Raw genomic sequence first — 17,192 nt, 5'->3', positions numbered from 1 at the left:
TCGCGAAGGGGAGGTTGAAAACGTGAGTTCTGTAGCAAAAAAACAGGGGATGGGTGCTGTCATATGGGATTATTTAACGACAGTAGACCATAAAAAGATTGCCATTCTCTATTTAATTGCAGGTGGATTGTTTTTTGTAATAGGCGGAATAGAAGCTCTATTTATTCGCCTTCAATTAGCGATTCCTAACAACGCTTTTCTTGTTGGGGATGCTTATAATCAAGTATTGACGATGCACGGTACAACAATGATTTTCCTCGCAGCTATGCCACTCGTGTTTGCATTTATGAACGCCGCTGTACCACTTCAAATTGGTGCACGTGATGTAGCGTTCCCGTTTTTGAATTCACTCGGATTTTGGTTATTTTTCTTTGGTGGAGTATTTTTAAATTTAAGTTGGTTTTTAGGTGGAGCACCTGATGCAGGATGGACATCTTATGCATCTTTAGCTTTAGCCTCTAAAGGTCATGGTGTTGATTTCTATGTACTCGGTTTGCAAATCTCAGGTATTGGTACATTAATTGGAGGGATTAACTTCCTTGTCACCATTATTAATATGCGTGCGCCAGGAATGACGTATATGCGTATGCCGATGTTTACATGGACGACATTTGTAACATCTTCGCTTATATTATTCGCTTTTCCACCGTTAACTGTAGGATTAGGACTTTTAATGTTAGATCGTTTATTTGGAACAAGTTTCTTTAATCCAGCATTGGGTGGGAATACAATTATATGGGAGCATTTATTCTGGATTTTCGGTCATCCAGAAGTATACATTCTTATACTCCCAGCTTTCGGAATATTCTCAGAAATCTTCGCGACATTTTCGAAAAAACGATTGTTTGGTTATTCATCGATGGTGTTTGCGACTGTATTAATTGGATTTTTAGGATTTATGGTATGGGCGCATCATATGTTTACTGTTGGACTTGGTCCAGTTGCTAATGCTATTTTCTCAGTTGCAACAATGGCGATTGCGGTTCCGACTGGTATCAAAATATTCAACTGGCTCTTTACAATGTGGGGCGGAAATATTCGTTTTACGACACCGATGATGTGGGCAGTAGCTTTCATTCCATCATTCGTCATGGGTGGAGTTACAGGGGTTATGCTAGCATCTGCACCAGCTGATTATCAATTTCATGATAATTATTTCGTAGTAGCACATTTTCATTATGTAATCGTTGGCGGTGTTGTATTTGGTTTACTTGCAGGAGCTCATTATTATTGGCCACTGATGTTTAATAAAGTATTAAATGAAACATTAGGAAAGATAACGTTTTGGCTATTCTTTATCGGTTTCCATTTAACGTTCTTTATTCAGCATTTCCTTGGCTTGATTGGTATGCCGCGCCGTTACTACACATATCTTGAAGGGCAAGGGTTGGAAATGGGGAATATGATTAGTTCTATCGGAGCGGTGTTTATGGCTCTTGGGACGATTGTTCTTCTATTCAATGTAATTAAAACGACAGTATCAAAAGAAAAAGCTGGTCGTGATCCGTGGGATGCACGTACATTAGAATGGACGATGCCAGCACCGACACCAGAATATAACTTTAAACAACTACCATTTGTTCGCGGATTAGATCCGTTTTGGATTGAAAAACGTGAAGGTAATAAAGAGATGACAGCAGCGGAACCAATTGGTGATATTCATATGCCAAATCCTTCGTTTTCACCATTTGTCATTTCTTTCGGATTGTTTATAGCGGCATTTGGTGCAATGTATATGCAGGGCGGAAAAGATAAGTTCTGGTTATTAGTAGCAATTATTGGTTTAATCATTACATTTGGCGCAATGTTCCTACGTTCAGTAATCGATGATCATGGATACCATATTCATAAGGAAGATTTAGATGATAAGGGGGGCAAGGCATAATGCATGTAGATGAAAAATTAACGAATGAAACATTTCCAGCAGAGCCTGAAAAAGCAACCCTTGAAGGGAAAAATAAGTTTGTCGGTTTTTGGTTATTTCTTGGAGGCGAAACAGTGTTGTTCGCTTCCTTATTCGGAACATATTTAGCATTAAAGAATTCTACAAATGGTGGACCAACATCTCAAGAAATGTTCCAAATGCCACTCGTTTTCATTATGACGATGCTTTTATTAACGAGTAGCTTAACAAGTGTATATGCGATGTATCACATGAAAAACTTTAACTTTAAGAAAATGCAACTTTGGTTACTAGTAACTGTATTGCTAGGTTTAGGATTTTTAGGGTTTGAGATATATGAGTTTTATCATTATACACATGAATTTAAGCATACTATGAGAAGTAGTGCGTTTGGCTCTGCATTTTATGCTCTTGTTGGTACACATGGACTCCACGTATTGTTTGGGTTGTGTTGGATTTTAACATTAATCTTTAGAAATGCGAAGAGAGGTCTAAATTTATACAATGCACCGAAGTTTTATGTTGCATCAATTTATTGGCACTTTATTGACGTAGTTTGGGTGTTTATTTTCACTGTAGTATATTTAATGGGAATGGTGGGATAAACAATGGCGATAAAGCAAACAAATAATCCTAAAGTTGATCTTGTTTATCGGAAGAGAAAAAGTGCGGAGGAAATGAAGCATCAAGTTATTACGTTTGCATTAATGATTTTTTTAACATTAGTTGCATTTGTAGCAGTGGCGTATCCAAAAACTTTTAGTCCGACTTTCTCTGTGCCATTTATTTTACTATTAGCAGTGGTACAAGTAATTTTTCAATTGTATTATTTTATGCATATGAGTCATAAAGGACATGAAGCAGCAAGTTTCTTTCTTTACTCTGGCCTGCTAATAGGGTTAATTACAATTTTAGCTTTTATGACAATTGTGTGGATTTGAAAAGTGAAATATAAGGGAGCTTGTGTTGTCACAGCTCCCTCTTCATATTATGGGATAACCTTACGAAGGTAGGTGTGAAAATGAGTAACTTGTGGATATTTGGTTTTCAGGCTTTATGGAGTCCAATTTTTTTATTATTTATGCTTTCGATTCTTATTGGGTACTTCTTAATTATTGGACCTTATAGAATGCGATTTGAAAATGCGACGAAGGTAAGTAAGAAGCAAATTTTTTATTTTACGACTGGTATTGTTCTTTTGTATTTTGTAAAGGGAGGGCCTATTGATTTAATTGGCCATATTATATTTAGTGCTCATATGTTTGAAATGGCAGTCATGTATATTGCAGTTCCACCGTTACTGTTGCTTGGTATACCAACTTGGTTATATCGTTACATTACTTCTTTTAAGTTCGTTCAAATTATATTAAAGGTATTTGCTAAACCACTTATTGCGTTGTTTGTATTTAACGGCCTGTTTTCTTTTTATCATTTACCAGTTGTTTTTGATACGGTAAAACAAAGTCAAATTGCTCATCCTATTTGTCTCGCTATATTGTTTTTTACAGCAATCATGATGTGGTGGCCGATGTTAAATCCATTACCAGAATATCAAACGTTAAGTGATATAAAGAAACTTGGTTACATGTTTGCTAATGGTATATTATTAACGCCAGCTTGTGCGTTAATAATTTTTGCGACAGCCCCGTTATTTGCAACGTATACGGATCCGGCTGCTTGGATGAAAGCGATGGAACTATGTGTACCAGCGGGCACTTTATCAGATTTAAATATAACGGGACCGGAATTTTTGCACTGGATGCCAGTAGTACAAGACCAGCAAACTGGTGGTATCATAATGAAAATTGTCCAGGAAATAGTGTACGGTACAATTATAGGCTATGTATTCTTTAGATGGGCACGTAGAGAACGTGAAAAGGATAAGGAGCAGTTGCAACAATTGCCGCCGTATTTACAAACTAAGTAAAAAAGGTGTATGGGATTCCATACACTTTTTTTACTTAGTTTTAGCTTCTTATTAAAGATTGAATTTTCTAATTATTTATGTTAAGTTAGTGTAGGCGTGTACTAAAAGTGGATATAAAATTTACTACTAGCTTTCATGTGTAATAATTCCATATGTAGTGCAAGTTTTTTAGAGAGTTACAAATATATATTGTTATCTTTAATAAACACGAACTATTTTAAGGGGGAATTTAAATGGGTAGTAGTGGAAGTATGGTAAAGCCGATTAGTGGTTTTTTGACAGCGCTAATTCAATATCCAGTACCAGTAGTAGAGTCACGTGCAGACATTGATAAACAAATTCAACAAATCATAAAAACAATTCATTCGACCAAATCAGGTTACCCTGGATTAGAATTGATAGTATTTCCTGAATATAGTACACAAGGGCTCAATACAAAAAAATGGACTACAGAAGAATTTTTATGTACAGTGCCTGGGCCAGAAACAGACTTATTTGCTGAGGCATGTAAGGAATCTAAAGTATATGGTGTTTTTTCAATAATGGAAAAAAACCCTGATGGTGGAGAGCCATATAATACAGCAGTTATTATTGATCCACAAGGTGAAATGATTTTGAAGTATCGTAAGCTAAATCCTTGGGTGCCAGTCGAGCCTTGGAAAGCTGGAGATTTAGGCTTACCTGTTTGTGATGGACCTGGAGGAAGTAAATTAGCTGTTTGTATTTGTCATGATGGCATGTTCCCTGAAGTAGCTCGTGAAGCGGCCTATAAAGGTGCAAATGTCTTGATTCGTATTTCTGGGTATAGCACACAAGTTAGTGAACAATGGATGCTAACCAATCGTTCAAATGCATGGCAGAATTTAATGTATACATTGTCGGTAAACTTAGCGGGTTATGATGGTGTATTTTATTACTTTGGTGAAGGACAAGTATGTAATTTTGATGGGACTACTTTAGTACAGGGGCATCGAAATCCTTGGGAGATTGTTACTGCTGAAGTATATCCAGAACTAGCAGACCAGGCTAGATTAGGATGGGGATTAGAAAATAATATATATAATCTAGGTTCAAGAGGATATGTAGCAACTCCTGGTGGGGTGAAAGAAAATCCATATACGTTTGTAAAAGATTTAGCTGAAGGTAAATATAAGGTTCCTTGGGAAGATGAGATTAAAGTAAAAGATGGATCTATTTATGGATATCCAGTAAAAAAAACGATTCATTCTTAGGGAGGGAAAAAACAAGCGCATCATATTGATGCGCTTGTTTTTGTTAATCAATAATTTGAAGTTCTTTTAACTCTTTTTCGACATTTTGTAGGAGTTGTTCACTTTTTTGAAGTACATTCGTTGGGAAAGTCTCATCATCGCCATATTCAACGCCGTGAGGATAATAATGTTTTCCTAATAAGGGAGGGAGTAGTTTTACTTCAGCGTGTCTACTGCCAATGTCACCTTCAACAGCGACGCCTTGCACTCGCAAATAATAAACATCCTTTAATATTTCAAATTTATAATCGTATGTAACCCGTTCATAATCCCACTGTCCAGCAAGTACGAAGTGGTTGTTTTCCATGATTTCAGTTAAAAGAGTTAATTCAACGACGGCTCCATTAAATTTCGTATTTGTAAATTGCATATAATACCTCCTTTTTTTATGTTACACCATTATTTTTATAATAGTATGAATAATAAGAAAGTGCAATTCATATTGAGAGAAAAGGGATAATCCAGACTTTTTTCACAAAAATATGATATAGTGAAAAGAGTACGGTACACACAAAAAGAAAGAAAAGGATTTGTGTATATCTCAATTTTATGTTTTGTTCAGGAGGTATATCGTTTGAAGAAATTATTGCGTATCGTAATGATTACAATTTTAATTTTAGCTGTTGATTTATACGGGAAATTACTCGTTTCACAATATATATTAACCCCATCTCAATCAAAGCAAGAAAATAAAATTGTGAAAAAGAAAAAGCAAATTAAGGAAGACTCCTCAGACACTGTTTTAAATATGATTGGTGAAGACTCTGAAAATTTATTAGCGAAGTGGGGAGAACCCTCTCGAATAGAGCCATCTGCATACGGATATGAATGGTGGGTATACAATCAGGATTTAACTCAGTATGTTCAATTCGGAGTTTCTGAACGTAAAGTTATAACGGCGTACGCTGCTGGTGAACAAGTTAAGGTTCCACCTTATTATATAAATGAAAAATATGAAGAAGTATATAAAAAAAGTCCGCTTTCGCATGAAATTTCATTAAAAAGAGGGAAAAATAGTTATCAATTTGAACTATCTGATACCGAAGTCATGGAACAACCGTTAATACCTGTAGAAGATGGATGGGCGCAATTGTATTTTGATCAATTTACACATGAGCTTGTGGGTGTTCGTTATATGGATGATGAAACTTTATTACGCCAAAGACCATATCAGCTCGTTTATTCAGGTGAATTAATAGCAGAACAACCATTGACTCCAGAAAAGATAAAACAAGTAGAAAATGGGAATATGCAACAAATTTTTGATTTAACAAATATCATTCGAAGTCGTCATAAATTACCATTATTAACATGGGATCAGGAAACGGCAGATGTTGCTGTTGGTCACAGTAAAGATATGAAAGACAATAATTATTTTTCTCATGACTCACCTACATTAGGTACGCTAGGAGATCGTTTGCAGCGCGGGAAAGTAGGATTTCAACTTGCTGGTGAGAACATAGCGGCGCAACATAGTGATGGAATTGCGGCAGTGCAAGGTTGGTTAAATAGTGAGGGGCATAGAAAGAATTTATTAAATGAACAATTTACAGGATTAGGTGTTGGTGTATACGATAAATTTTATACACAAAACTTTATTCGAAAATAAAGCGAAACTGTAAGCGGTGGGGTGTTACATCACCTAATTAGTTACTTCGTATTCACTGAATTGTAGGTGGGAATCTGACCGTATGCAAATAGCAGAAAAAAAGGTGCATGAATCGTCTAAAAATAGGCGAACCATGCGCCTTTTTTTTCTTACTATATAGTAGATATACATGGAGAGGTGAGGATTATGCCAACAACAAAAGGGCCGTTACATCCATCGGTTCAACAGTTTAAAGAATTTGTAAACCATCACCCTAAAATGGTTCATGAGGTTAGAAGTGGTCACAAAACTTGGCAACAATTTTATGAAGAATGGTACTTACTTGGTGAAGAAGATCCAATATGGGCAACTTATAGACCGGATGGAGTGCCTGCGTTTTCTTCGGTAAAAGAAAATAAAAAAGAAAAAGATAATCGAACTGAAGAGGAAAAAACTGCTGATGTGATGGGGCAAATGCTTTCTTTTTTTAAAAAGTTGGACGTGGAACAAATGCAGAACCATTTAGCTAATGTGACGAGTGCTATTGGGAGCGTGCAACAAGTTATTCAGCAATTTCAAGGTAACCGTACGCAGCAAGAACAAAGTACTTCAGAAAATAACCCGTTTTTCTTTCAAAAGGATTAGGGGGAAAGATGATGAGAGCAGAAATTATGGAGTTTATAAAGGCTGATGAGGATTTATCTCGCTATATTAGAGAGCAACCGTACTGGTATAGAAAATTAACACGAAATCCTGAAGAAAAAGAGGCTTTTGAGTTAGCGGCGATGCAACATTTCAAAAAAACAATACCAGATAAAGTGGAAAAATTTCAAAATCAATTGGCTGTTGCTTCGATCATGATTGATATGTTTCAGTATATGAAGCAACAAAATGCAACCTAATTACAAGTGAAAAATATGTCCGTCATGCAGAACTTTTGTTACAATAGAGATTGATTATTTAAAAAGGAGTTGCAGCATGACGGAAATTTGTTTAGTACGACATGGACAAACTGATTGGAATTTTCAAGAAATTATTCAGGGGCGAGAAGATATTCCGCTTAATGAAGTTGGTAAGAAGCAAGCGAGTCAAAGTGCAGCTGCTTTACAAGAAGAAACGTGGGATATCATTATAAGTAGCCCGTTAATTAGAGCGCAAGAAACGGCTAATGAAATCGCAAAGGCGGCTGGATTACAATCGATTTTATTAGATGATCGATTTGTTGAACGGAATTTTGGAGAAGCTTCAGGGAAGCCAGTTGCGACTGTTAGAGAGTTGATTGCTGAGGGTAAAGTAGAAGGTATGGAGCAAGATGAAGAGATTGTAGCTCGTTGCTTTGCTGCTTTAGAAGATGTTGCAACAACTCATTTTGGCAAACGTATTATTATTGTTGCTCACTCACACGCGATAAAAGCAATTTTACATGCCATTGAACCAGATGAAATTACATTTAAGACACCATTAAAAAATGCGTGTATTAGTTATGTGAAACAAAATAGTGGGAAATGGGATGTTCTTAAATATAATATAGCGGAACATATTACTGTATAAGTGTGTACGGATATAGTGTGAAAATAGTTTCATTATATCTTTCTTTTGAGTAAGTCACTTCAATTAGTAGTTCTAATCTAAATGTGGTATGATGGATACTCGGAGGTGTCTCTCATGATTGTAGCGACGCTAGAAAGCGTATTAATATTAGATAAGGCAGAGCAGCTTGCAAAAGCGATTATCTGTTCAGATATAGCAGAAGATTATCGTAAGTATTATAGAGAATTACATGAAGATATGGAACTTCAGACGTTAATTCAGCAATTTACAGCGATGAAAGAACGGTATGAGGAAGTACAGCGTTTTGGAAAATACCATCCTGACTACACTACCGTATCGATGAAAATGAGAGAATTAAAGCGTTCTGTGGACTTACATGATAAGGTTGCAGCTTTTAAAAGAGCAGAAACTGCTTTGCAGAAGTTATTAGATGAAGTTAGTGTAGCAATCGGTTCGGAAGTGTCTTCTTCCATTAAAGTGCCAACAGGGAATCCATTCTTTGATGCTGGTGGCTGTGGTGGAGGTTGTGGTACTGGCGGAGGTTGTGGTTGTAAAAAAACGGGGTGATGTACCCCGTTTTTTAGAAGTTGGAAGGAAACGTATACAGAGTTTGTCCTGTAATGTTATAAATTTCTGATTGGTTTTCATAGAATATAAAATATATGTTTTTAAAAGGAGAAGATGGAGAAGATTATGTTCGGGCAACGACAAAGTATGATTGTTTATTTACATTCATTGAAACATGCCAAGATTTTAAGGAAATATGGTAACATACATTACATATCAAAACGATTAAAATATGCTGTAGTATATTGTGACATGGAACAAATTGAGCATATGATGCATAAATTGAACAAACTTCCTTTTGTGAAAAAGATAGAACAGTCGTATCGCCCGTATTTAAAAACGGAATTTGAAAATTCCCGTCCTGATCGAGCAAAAGAATACGATTATAGCTAATAGAAAAAATCCCCTGCTAAATTTAGCGGGGGATTTTTTAATTGAAATAAAGTGTTATTTCATCGGAGGAATGAAATTGTTCATTCGTAAAATACCAATTAAATGATTAAAAAATAGTTCTTTTTCTGGGAAAGTTGTAGATGGCTTTACAGTAAAAGTAGCCACTTTTTTTCCGAGTTGCTCTGCCGTTTCTTCAAATAAAATGACACGTTTACTTTTTTTATTTTCAAATATAGGAATGCCTTCACGACATATGTATAATGGTTGGAAATCACCAGTAGTAGTTGGTTTTAATATTACAACAAGCGAACACACTTTTTTATCGTTTTTTATCGTTTCAAATTGTAACATATGTGCTATACGTTCTTGATTTGTTTTGGCAATTTCAAGTAATTCATATAAATCAGAGTAGCCTTCTCCGAGTTCTATAAAGCGTTGAATCATATTTTTTCCTCCTCTTTCTTTTACTGTACCATTTCACTTTTTAAATGAAAAGCACACAAAGAAAAAAAACCCTGCATAGCAGGGCCCTTCTTATACTAGCATGTACTAGTAAGAAGGCAAAGGGAGAGGAGAAACCGGAGGAAGAACTTATGGGGAAACGTAAGTCTTCTCCGCGGTTGGCAACAACATCGAAGGTGATGTTGTTATAATTATTTATGTCCAATCTAAATGAAGATATACATAATGAAATTAAATTTTATGTCAGGCTTTTTATTTTTCTTTTTTTTATTTTGTGATAGGATAAAAAAGATAAAGTGGAACTAATATACATATTGGATTCATATTAGTGAATGATGAGATGAATACATAAAAATAATGAGTGGTTATTTGATGCTGAGTTTTCTAATATTTTGGTGAATGTAATTTGTTAACGGTTACCGAAGTGGGAATGGCTTTCTATAATCGCTCGATAGATTGAAATAAAGGTAGTGACAACAGATGAGAGTAGTTTCAGGAAAATGTAAAGGACACCCACTTAAAGCGGTTCCTGGTAATACAACACGTCCAACGACAGATAAAGTAAAAGAATCTATTTTTAATATGATAGGTCCTTATTTTGATGGTGGTATCGCCCTTGATTTATTTGGTGGTAGTGGTGGCCTTGGAATTGAGGCTTTGAGCAGAGGGATCGATAAAGCGATTTTTGTTGATAGGGATAGTAAAGCGATAAAAGTAATTCATCAAAATTTAGAAAGTTGTAGAATACAGGAACAAGCTGAAGTATATCGAAATGATGCGGAACGTGCAGTAAAGGCGCTTATAAAACGTGAAATGTCATTCGATCTTATATTAATAGACCCACCATATAAAGAGCAAAAAATTGTATCTTTAATTAGTGTAATGGATCAACATGGATTGCTACATAGTGATGGATTAATTATGGCAGAGCATGGTAATGATGTGGTTTTACCTGATTCAATAGGAAAGCTTGTAAAAGTACGAGCTGAGAATTATGGGATTACTGCAATATCGATTTATAAGTATGAAGGTGAGGGGACAGAATGACAAGTATAGCTATTTCTTCAGGAAGTTTTGATCCAATTACCCTTGGGCATCTGGATATTATTAAAAGGGGAGCAAAAGTATTTGATGAGGTGTACGTAGTCGTTTTAAACAATTCATCTAAAAAACCATTCTTTTCAGTTGAAGAGCGATTAGAACTAATTCGAGAAGCGACAAAGGATATCCCGAATGTAAAAGTAGATTCGCATAGTGGGCTGTTAGTAGAGTATGCAAAAATGCGTAATGCAAATGCAATATTACGTGGTTTACGAGCAGTTTCTGATTTTGAATATGAGATGCAAATTACTTCTATGAATCGAAAATTAGATGAAAATATTGAAACATTTTTTATTATGACAAACAACCAATATTCATTTTTAAGCTCGAGTATTGTGAAAGAAGTTGCGAGGTATGGAGGAAGTGTAGTAGATCTTGTGCCTCCTATTGTAGAGCGTGCTTTAAAAGAAAAGTTTCAAACCCCGTTAAAGTGAACGGGGTTTTTCTTTATACGTGCGAAAAAATAATAAAATAACATATAAATATAGACAAAATAATGTAAAAATTGGTCCGTAATGTATAAAAGATGTCCAAATTTCATGTAGTATAGAAGGATGCTTGGATAAAAATACAGGAATATCTTTTTGCATAGGTGAGAAAGAACTTACTTTCTCATAAAATGGTGTCCAAAATATAAATGTAAAAATAGGGGCAAGAATACTTTGAATAATTCGTGCGAAAAAATAGGGTTTAAATCGGATGTCTGTTTCAGCTAATATGCTAGCAACTTGTGCCTGAATAGAAAGACCGCTAAATGCTAAAATGAAGCTTGTTACCATAGCTTGTTGTAAGAGGGGTGTTTCATTTATTTGACTAATCATTTGGCTTCCGAGTGTCATTTCGAAAACACCTGATAATATAGGTATACTAAAATCTGTACTTAGTTGGAAGAATGATAAAATATGTTGCATAATAAAAGAAAGAGCTGCTGTAATGTGGAATACAGTAATCATTTTATTTAACACAGAGAATAAAATAATAAATCCGCCAATCATAAGTAATGTTTGAATAGAAGAAACGATAGCATCCCCAAGTAATTTACCGATTGGTCTTTTTTCTTGTAAGCGTGTCTCGTGAAGAATTAAAAAAGGGTTTTGAAAGCGGCGTTTTTTTGTAGTGTGTGTATTATTTTTGTAAGCGGTATTATGGCCGTAAAAACGCATAATTAATCCGACAGCAAAGTTACTTAAATAATGGGCAGCCGCTAATATAATCCCTAATTTTGGATTATTAAAAAAACCGATAGACACAGCACCGAAAATAAAAAGTGGATTAGAAGAATTTGTGAAAGAAACGAGGCGCTCCGCTTCAATCTGAGTTAAAAGGTTGCTTTTTCGTAGTCTAGCGCTTAGTTTGGCGCCTGCAGGGAAACCTGAAGCCATTCCCATTGCCCAAACGAATCCACCTATCCCTGGAACGCGAAAAAGTGGGCGCATGAGTGGTTCTAATATAACGCCAATAAATTTTACAACACCGATACTAATTAGAAGTTCCGCAATGATGAAAAACGGTAGTAGTGAAGGGAATACAACTTCCCACCATATATTTAACCCGCGAATAGAAGCTTGTAAAGCGGCTTGGGGGTGGAGTACAAGAGAAAAGGTTAAAAAAAGCGTTGATATGGTAAGGAAAGCGGTTTTCCATTTTTCATACATGTAAGTAAATCCCCCTTTGTCCCAAAAAACGTTCATTTCAGTATACGTGGATACGTAGTGAATTTAGACCATAAGTATGAAAAAGGAATGAAAAAAATTAAAGGGTGAGAAAAATGAAAGAACCAAAGATTGGTTTAGCACTTGGGTCTGGAGGAGCGAAAGGGTTTGCTCATATTGGTGTAATAAAGGTTTTAAGGGAAGCTGGTATCCCTATTCATATGATTGCAGGAAGTAGTATGGGGGCGCTAATAGGTACGTTTTATGCGGCAAGTAGTAACGTTGAAAGATTGTATAAATTGGCATCTGTTTTCAAGCGGAAGTATTATTTAGATTTCACGGTACCGAAAATGGGATTTATTGCTGGAAAACGTGTCAAAGATATGATTAAAATGTTTACATATAATAAAAATTTAGAAGAGTTAGATATCCCGACGGCTGTTGTGGCTACTGACATATTGAAGGGGGAAAAAGTGGTTTTTACAAGTGGACCAGTTGCAGATGCGGTGAGGGCTAGCATATCTGTTCCTGGAGTGTTTGTACCAGAAAAAATAGATGGACGATTATTAGTGGATGGTGGGGTTATTGATCGTATCCCAGTATCGGTTGTGAAAGAATTAGGGGCCGATATTGTTATCGCTGTGGATGTGTCTCCAATTAAGGTGAATGGCGATGTTACGTCCATTTATGACGTAATCATGCAAAGTATAGAAATTATGCAGCATGAGCTTGTAATGAATCGGCAAATTGCATCGGATTTAATGATGCGACCAGCTGTAGAGCAATTTAGTTCACGTGCTTTTACAAACATTGAAGACATTATTCGAGTTGGAGAAGTAGAAGCGGAAAAACATGTTTCAAATATTTATTTATTAATTGAGCAGTGGAAGGAGAAACATAATGTTTAAGCGTTTTCGGTTTATATATGCAATCTTAATAGGGGTTATATTGGCGATGTTACTTGTTTACGTGCGTTTACCGTATTATGTAACAAAACCAGGAATGGCTGCCAAATTAGAGCCTTACGTTCAAGTTGAGGGTGGAACGAAAGAATCTGGTGATTTTATGCTTGTTACGGTTTCAATGGGACCAGCAAATGTGGTGAATTTAATAGCGGCACAGTTTAATAAATATACACATATTTCAAAAGCGGAAGAAATATTGCAAAAAGGTGAGAGTAATGAAGAATATCAATTTCGCCAAAATTATGCGATGAAAGATTCACAAAATGCAGCAATTTATAATGCATATAAACGTGCAAATCGCTCCGTTTCTTTTGAAAATAAAGGTGTATTAGTTGCTGGTGTGGCAAAAGGAATGCCGTCAGAAGGAAAGCTTAAGCTTGGTGATGTTATTATAGCTGTTGATGGAAAAACATTTGAAAAGACGGAGCAATTTATTGAATATATGACTGGGAAAAAAGAAAGCGATGCTGTAAGTATTGAGTACATGAGAAATGGAAAACAATTGAAAGAAAATTTAAATGTAAAGACGATTCCTAATGGGAATGGACGTGTCGGTATAGGTGTTTCTATCGTTACGGAAAGAGAATTAGTGGTCGATCCGAAAGTGAAAATTAATTCTCATGAAATTGGTGGACCATCCGCAGGTTTAATGTTCACATTAGAAATATATAATCAACTTGTGGAAGAAGACTTAACAAAAGGACATGAAATAGCTGGAACAGGTACAATTAATGAAAAAGGAGAAGTTGGCCCGATTGGTGGTATAAATCAAAAAGTGGTGGCTGCTAGCGATGCTGGGGCTGAGGTGTTCTTTGCGCCAAATGAAAAAGGAGCGGAGAAATCGAACTATAAAGATGCACTTGAGACTGCAAAGGACATTAAAACAAAAATGAAAATTGTACCAGTGGATACGCTGGATGATGCGTTAACATATTTAGAAAAGATGGATAAGGAAAAAACCTCTCTGAAATAGAGAGGTTTTTTTATAGGAATTTTGTAGTTGTTTCATCATAGCGAATAGGATGGTGTGTTATATCCTGTTTTAATAGTTGCGTGCGTAACGGTTCGTGCATGATGGAGAAATATACAGAGTTTGCTTTTTTCTCTATATCTAAAGCAGCATGGTCAAATGTTTTTGTATGAGTAAGGATTGGAAGTTCGATTTTTTTCTTGTTTTTTGAAAGATAAGTTTGTCCTTTTTGTGACATGCCTAGCAGGCGGATATATGGTGCATGTTGTTCTATATTTGCGCTACGTATTTCCTCTTTTGTTGTGTTTGTTAAAATGTGTGTACAAGCTCTTTGTAGTCTAGTCCATGTATAACGTTTTGTTTTTAATGCTTCCATGAATGAATAGAAGGAGGAACTGTTTTGTATTTTTGATAAAATACGATGCTCTAAACCTTCTTCTATTTCATATATATGTTGTAAGTCTCCTGAAGACATTGTCATGAGTTTATATTTAAAAAATGAAAAGTATTGTTCCCAATTATGTAATATCCCGTAGTTTTGTTTGTAATTTGCTAAAAGCGAAGTGGTTGCCTGTGGGAGAAAAGGTTCAATTGTTGTAAATGATCCTTCTTCGCTAAAGAGTTGTTTCCGAATGCTTGTCGCGCTTGCAATATGTTGGTCATTAAATGTTTCATCATGATAATGAGAGGCGAATCTTTTTATAGTTTGAGCTTGTATAGAGCTATTTTGTGACAGAATTGCTTTCATATATTGGAAGCCTAAAATATTATTTGGTTGTGACATATCTATGTTTTTTTCGGATGTTAAAATGTGTGAAAAAGCATCCGATGTTGCTTTTGCATAACTATTGCCAGCGTCCATGAATTGTTTTACAAGGTAGTTAAAAGTCTCTTCTTCGTTTTTTTGTACGGAGATGGTATTATAAAAATTTTCGATTTGTCCATCCTCACTACCGAAACAAATTTCAGAAACATGTAGGGCATTTAAAATGGAAATAGCACCATTTGCGAAGGTTTCAGCCTTTTGTGTTGCAAAGACGTATGGAAGCTCTACAACAAGGTCTACGCCGTTTGCTAAGGCCATTTTAGTGCGATACCATTTGGAAATGAGTGCGGGCTCACCACGCTGTAAAAAAGGACCACTCATAACGGCAATTATTATATCGGATTGTGTTAACTTTTTTGTCTGTTGCACATGATAAAGGTGACCGTTATGAAAAGGGTTATATTCAACAACAATACCACCAGCTTTTATGGTAATCTCTCCTTTCGATGTAGCATCTTTTTGAAAAACGTGATACTCTATATATTATTTACTATGATGACTTCATTATAGTGTAAAGAAAAAACTTACACTATAAACGCATTATACCACTTGTTATACGGGTTTTAATCCTCTTCATTTTCAACGATGACCACATTTTGACCACTTCGACCACTTTTTAATACATTTCCTAGCATTTCAGTTACTTCGATTTGACGCTCTTCATAAACATCAGTATAAATATTTAAAGTTGTAGAAACATTTGTATGACCAAGCAATTTTGAAACAACCTTTGCATTTGCGCCAGAATCGATTAAAATAGTTGTAAACGTTCTTCGGATATCGTGGAATCTAATATACGGTACGTCAATTGCTTCGCACAAAGCTTTCATTTGGTAGCGTATCGTATATGGATGCACGATTTTTTTGTTTCTTGTGCAAATTAATAAGTCGAAAGAATTCTCCTTCTTATTAATTTGATATTCTAACAACTCTCCCATTAATTCTTCTGTCATCGGGATTATACGATTAGATGCTTCAGTTTTTGTCTCACCTAATTCATACTTTCCATCAACAAGCGTTAATGTTCTTTGTACATGAATAGTCTTGTTTTTGAAATTAATATCATCCCACTGTAAAGCTAATACTTCTCCGATCCGCATGCCTGTATGCAACGCTAAAACAAACGCAATATAATAGCTTCCTTGTATTTTTGCATACTCCATAAACTTCATGGCTTGTTCAACTGTCCAACTAGCTTGCGACTTCTTTTTAACTTTAGGCCGTTTAGCTTTCTTAGCAGGATTAGAGTTAATCATTTCTAGTTCCACGCCTTTATCGAGGATTTGTTTTAACATAACATCAACAGATGAAATGTATTTCGTAGTTAGACCCTCTTTAAGTAGCTTCTGGTGAAAATTATGAACAGTCAATGGTTTTATATCTGATAATCTCTTTTCGCCAAATTCAGGCATAACACGTGAGCGTAGAATGCGTTTGTATTGATACAATGTTGATGGTCTACATGATGATTCTTTCTCTTGCATCCAGATTTCTACGAGCTGAGAAAAGCGAATATCACTATTCTCGTAATCCCCATTTGCTAAATCATTTGTTACTCTTGCCACTTCTTCTTGAGCAGCTTTCTTTGTTTTAAAGCCACCTTTAGTGATTTGTTTCCGTTTACCTGTGATAGGGTCTTTGCCGACATCCATGGTAAAAGACCACTTCTCACCACGTTTACGAAAGTATGCCATGATTTTCACCTCATCATTATCGTTTTCTAGATACAAGCTGTGATATGTGGTAGTGGTATAAGAATGATAGCATAGATGATTAGTTTTTTGTAAAAATATAGCTGATTTTGAATAAAAGTTCTCTACATATTAGTACATAGTGGATATAATGGATTATATATATAATTGCAGATAACAAAAAATGGAAAATAAAGTTAATTAGAAGGTAAGAAAAATTTTGTAAAACTCCCATTACTACGCGTTTTAAATCGAAAACTAATTAGCATTATATATAAAAAGGAGAATACAGAATGAAAAAATAATTATGATCGACATGCAAAAG

At 35.4% G+C, this 17,192-nt stretch carries 20 protein-coding genes; 15 read left to right on the top strand and 5 right to left on the bottom strand.

Annotated features, from left to right (window positions below; genetic code table 11):
* Positions 1-49: 49 nt before the first annotated feature.
* The 5 genes from ctaD (at position 50) to MHH27_RS20295 (ending at position 5,062) form a co-directional block, all read left to right on the top strand.
* Positions 50-1,885, top strand: coding sequence for a cytochrome c oxidase subunit I (gene ctaD, locus MHH27_RS20315; RefSeq protein ID WP_170924972.1), 1,836 nt, complete (start codon positions 50-52; stop codon positions 1,883-1,885).
* Positions 1,885-2,508 (top strand): cytochrome c oxidase subunit III, encoded by a 624-nt coding sequence (gene ctaE, locus MHH27_RS20310; protein WP_000557861.1) that lies wholly within the window; start codon positions 1,885-1,887, stop codon positions 2,506-2,508. Before ctaD ends, ctaE begins: the two co-directional genes overlap by 1 nt.
* A 3-nt stretch (positions 2,509-2,511) precedes the next feature.
* Positions 2,512-2,844 (top strand): cytochrome c oxidase subunit IVB, encoded by a 333-nt coding sequence (gene ctaF, locus MHH27_RS20305; RefSeq protein WP_000985703.1) that lies wholly within the window; start codon positions 2,512-2,514, stop codon positions 2,842-2,844.
* A gap of 80 nt (positions 2,845-2,924) precedes the next feature.
* Positions 2,925-3,830: a cytochrome c oxidase assembly factor CtaG gene (gene ctaG / locus MHH27_RS20300; RefSeq protein ID WP_000069031.1), complete on the top strand. Its 906-nt coding sequence runs from the start codon at positions 2,925-2,927 to the stop codon at positions 3,828-3,830.
* Between the two features lie 233 nt (positions 3,831-4,063).
* On the top strand, positions 4,064-5,062 hold the full coding sequence (locus MHH27_RS20295) for a formamidase (RefSeq protein WP_000535802.1): 999 nt from the start codon (positions 4,064-4,066) through the stop codon (positions 5,060-5,062).
* A 43-nt stretch (positions 5,063-5,105) separates the two neighbouring features.
* Here MHH27_RS20295 and MHH27_RS20290 read toward each other — a convergent pair whose 3' ends face one another.
* Complete coding sequence (locus tag MHH27_RS20290; RefSeq protein WP_001160948.1) at positions 5,106-5,471, bottom strand: YugN family protein; 366 nt, start codon at positions 5,469-5,471, stop codon at positions 5,106-5,108.
* A gap of 204 nt (positions 5,472-5,675) precedes the next feature.
* Here MHH27_RS20290 and MHH27_RS20285 point away from each other — a divergent pair, with 204 nt between their 5' ends.
* The 6 genes from MHH27_RS20285 to MHH27_RS20260 all read left to right on the top strand — a co-directional run bounded on the left by MHH27_RS20285 (position 5,676) and on the right by MHH27_RS20260 (position 9,200).
* A complete protein-coding gene (locus tag MHH27_RS20285; RefSeq protein WP_000735387.1) occupies positions 5,676-6,710 on the top strand; it encodes a CAP domain-containing protein in 1,035 nt (344 codons plus the stop codon).
* Positions 6,711-6,896: 186 nt separating this feature from the next.
* Entirely contained in the window at positions 6,897-7,334 is a 438-nt protein-coding gene (locus MHH27_RS20280; protein WP_097924706.1) for a YlbD family protein, read from the top strand.
* 11 nt (positions 7,335-7,345) lie between these two features.
* Entirely contained in the window at positions 7,346-7,591 is a 246-nt protein-coding gene (locus tag MHH27_RS20275) for a YlbE-like family protein (protein ID WP_001200990.1), read from the top strand.
* 76 nt (positions 7,592-7,667) lie between these two features.
* Positions 7,668-8,240 carry a histidine phosphatase family protein gene (locus MHH27_RS20270; protein ID WP_053563739.1) on the top strand — a complete coding sequence of 191 codons (573 nt, stop codon included), beginning with the start codon at positions 7,668-7,670 and terminating at the stop codon, positions 8,238-8,240.
* A 114-nt stretch (positions 8,241-8,354) separates the two neighbouring features.
* Positions 8,355-8,807: a YlbF family regulator gene (locus tag MHH27_RS20265; protein ID WP_000634366.1), complete on the top strand. Its 453-nt coding sequence runs from the start codon at positions 8,355-8,357 to the stop codon at positions 8,805-8,807.
* 126 nt (positions 8,808-8,933) lie between these two features.
* Complete coding sequence (locus tag MHH27_RS20260) at positions 8,934-9,200, top strand: YlbG family protein (protein WP_002082261.1); 267 nt, start codon at positions 8,934-8,936, stop codon at positions 9,198-9,200.
* 54 nt (positions 9,201-9,254) lie between these two features.
* On the opposite strand, the gene MHH27_RS20255 is transcribed toward MHH27_RS20260, so the two are convergent.
* Positions 9,255-9,644, bottom strand: coding sequence for a DUF7147 family protein (locus MHH27_RS20255; protein WP_097924704.1), 390 nt, complete (start codon positions 9,642-9,644; stop codon positions 9,255-9,257).
* 498 nt (positions 9,645-10,142) lie between these two features.
* Here MHH27_RS20255 and rsmD point away from each other — a divergent pair, with 498 nt between their 5' ends.
* Complete coding sequence (rsmD, locus tag MHH27_RS20250) at positions 10,143-10,709, top strand: 16S rRNA (guanine(966)-N(2))-methyltransferase RsmD (RefSeq protein WP_001266976.1); 567 nt, start codon at positions 10,143-10,145, stop codon at positions 10,707-10,709.
* Positions 10,706-11,197 carry a pantetheine-phosphate adenylyltransferase gene (coaD, locus tag MHH27_RS20245; protein ID WP_000200601.1) on the top strand — a complete coding sequence of 164 codons (492 nt, stop codon included), beginning with the start codon at positions 10,706-10,708 and terminating at the stop codon, positions 11,195-11,197. Before rsmD ends, coaD begins: the two co-directional genes overlap by 4 nt.
* Here the strand turns inward: coaD and ylbJ are convergent.
* Positions 11,189-12,418, bottom strand: coding sequence for a sporulation integral membrane protein YlbJ (ylbJ, locus tag MHH27_RS20240; RefSeq protein WP_000273089.1), 1,230 nt, complete (start codon positions 12,416-12,418; stop codon positions 11,189-11,191). The genes coaD and ylbJ overlap by 9 nt on opposite strands.
* A 113-nt stretch (positions 12,419-12,531) precedes the next feature.
* Between ylbJ and MHH27_RS20235 the strand changes: the two genes are divergently transcribed.
* Both MHH27_RS20235 and MHH27_RS20230 read left to right on the top strand, forming a co-directional pair.
* Complete coding sequence (locus MHH27_RS20235) at positions 12,532-13,323, top strand: patatin-like phospholipase family protein (RefSeq protein WP_000662590.1); 792 nt, start codon at positions 12,532-12,534, stop codon at positions 13,321-13,323.
* Positions 13,316-14,353 (top strand): SepM family pheromone-processing serine protease, encoded by a 1,038-nt coding sequence (locus MHH27_RS20230; protein WP_053563741.1) that lies wholly within the window; start codon positions 13,316-13,318, stop codon positions 14,351-14,353. Before MHH27_RS20235 ends, MHH27_RS20230 begins: the two co-directional genes overlap by 8 nt.
* A gap of 10 nt (positions 14,354-14,363) precedes the next feature.
* Here the strand turns inward: MHH27_RS20230 and MHH27_RS20225 are convergent, their stop codons facing one another.
* On the bottom strand, positions 14,364-15,545 hold the full coding sequence (locus tag MHH27_RS20225; RefSeq protein WP_340943894.1) for a nucleotidyltransferase: 1,182 nt from the start codon (positions 15,543-15,545) through the stop codon (positions 14,364-14,366).
* 194 nt (positions 15,546-15,739) lie between these two features.
* Positions 15,740-16,870, bottom strand: coding sequence for a site-specific integrase (locus MHH27_RS20220; protein WP_340943892.1), 1,131 nt, complete (start codon positions 16,868-16,870; stop codon positions 15,740-15,742).
* Between the last annotated feature and the right edge of the window lie 322 nt (positions 16,871-17,192).

Source organism: Bacillus sp. FSL L8-0152 (genome assembly GCF_038006365.1).
In the GTDB taxonomy this organism is placed as follows: Bacteria; Bacillota; Bacilli; order Bacillales; family Bacillaceae_G; genus Bacillus_A; species Bacillus_A cereus.
Note: the sequence above shows the minus strand (reverse complement) of the source record. Positions and strands in the feature narration are given on the sequence as shown.

Coding starts and splice junctions, on each gene's coding strand:
- ctaD (WP_170924972.1), top strand. CDS start 50: ATGGGTGCTGTCATATGGGATTATTTAACGACAGTAGACCATAAAAAG.
- ctaE (WP_000557861.1), top strand. CDS start 1,885: ATGCATGTAGATGAAAAATTAACGAATGAAACATTTCCAGCAGAGCCT.
- ctaF (WP_000985703.1), top strand. CDS start 2,512: ATGGCGATAAAGCAAACAAATAATCCTAAAGTTGATCTTGTTTATCGG.
- ctaG (WP_000069031.1), top strand. CDS start 2,925: ATGAGTAACTTGTGGATATTTGGTTTTCAGGCTTTATGGAGTCCAATT.
- MHH27_RS20295 (WP_000535802.1), top strand. CDS start 4,064: ATGGGTAGTAGTGGAAGTATGGTAAAGCCGATTAGTGGTTTTTTGACA.
- MHH27_RS20290 (WP_001160948.1), bottom strand. CDS start 5,471: ATGCAATTTACAAATACGAAATTTAATGGAGCCGTCGTTGAATTAACT.
- MHH27_RS20280 (WP_097924706.1), top strand. CDS start 6,897: ATGCCAACAACAAAAGGGCCGTTACATCCATCGGTTCAACAGTTTAAA.
- MHH27_RS20275 (WP_001200990.1), top strand. CDS start 7,346: ATGAGAGCAGAAATTATGGAGTTTATAAAGGCTGATGAGGATTTATCT.
- MHH27_RS20270 (WP_053563739.1), top strand. CDS start 7,668: ATGACGGAAATTTGTTTAGTACGACATGGACAAACTGATTGGAATTTT.
- MHH27_RS20265 (WP_000634366.1), top strand. CDS start 8,355: ATGATTGTAGCGACGCTAGAAAGCGTATTAATATTAGATAAGGCAGAG.
- MHH27_RS20260 (WP_002082261.1), top strand. CDS start 8,934: ATGTTCGGGCAACGACAAAGTATGATTGTTTATTTACATTCATTGAAA.
- MHH27_RS20255 (WP_097924704.1), bottom strand. CDS start 9,644: ATGATTCAACGCTTTATAGAACTCGGAGAAGGCTACTCTGATTTATAT.
- rsmD (WP_001266976.1), top strand. CDS start 10,143: ATGAGAGTAGTTTCAGGAAAATGTAAAGGACACCCACTTAAAGCGGTT.
- coaD (WP_000200601.1), top strand. CDS start 10,706: ATGACAAGTATAGCTATTTCTTCAGGAAGTTTTGATCCAATTACCCTT.
- ylbJ (WP_000273089.1), bottom strand. CDS start 12,418: ATGTATGAAAAATGGAAAACCGCTTTCCTTACCATATCAACGCTTTTT.
- MHH27_RS20235 (WP_000662590.1), top strand. CDS start 12,532: ATGAAAGAACCAAAGATTGGTTTAGCACTTGGGTCTGGAGGAGCGAAA.
- MHH27_RS20230 (WP_053563741.1), top strand. CDS start 13,316: ATGTTTAAGCGTTTTCGGTTTATATATGCAATCTTAATAGGGGTTATA.
- MHH27_RS20220 (WP_340943892.1), bottom strand. CDS start 16,870: ATGGCATACTTTCGTAAACGTGGTGAGAAGTGGTCTTTTACCATGGAT.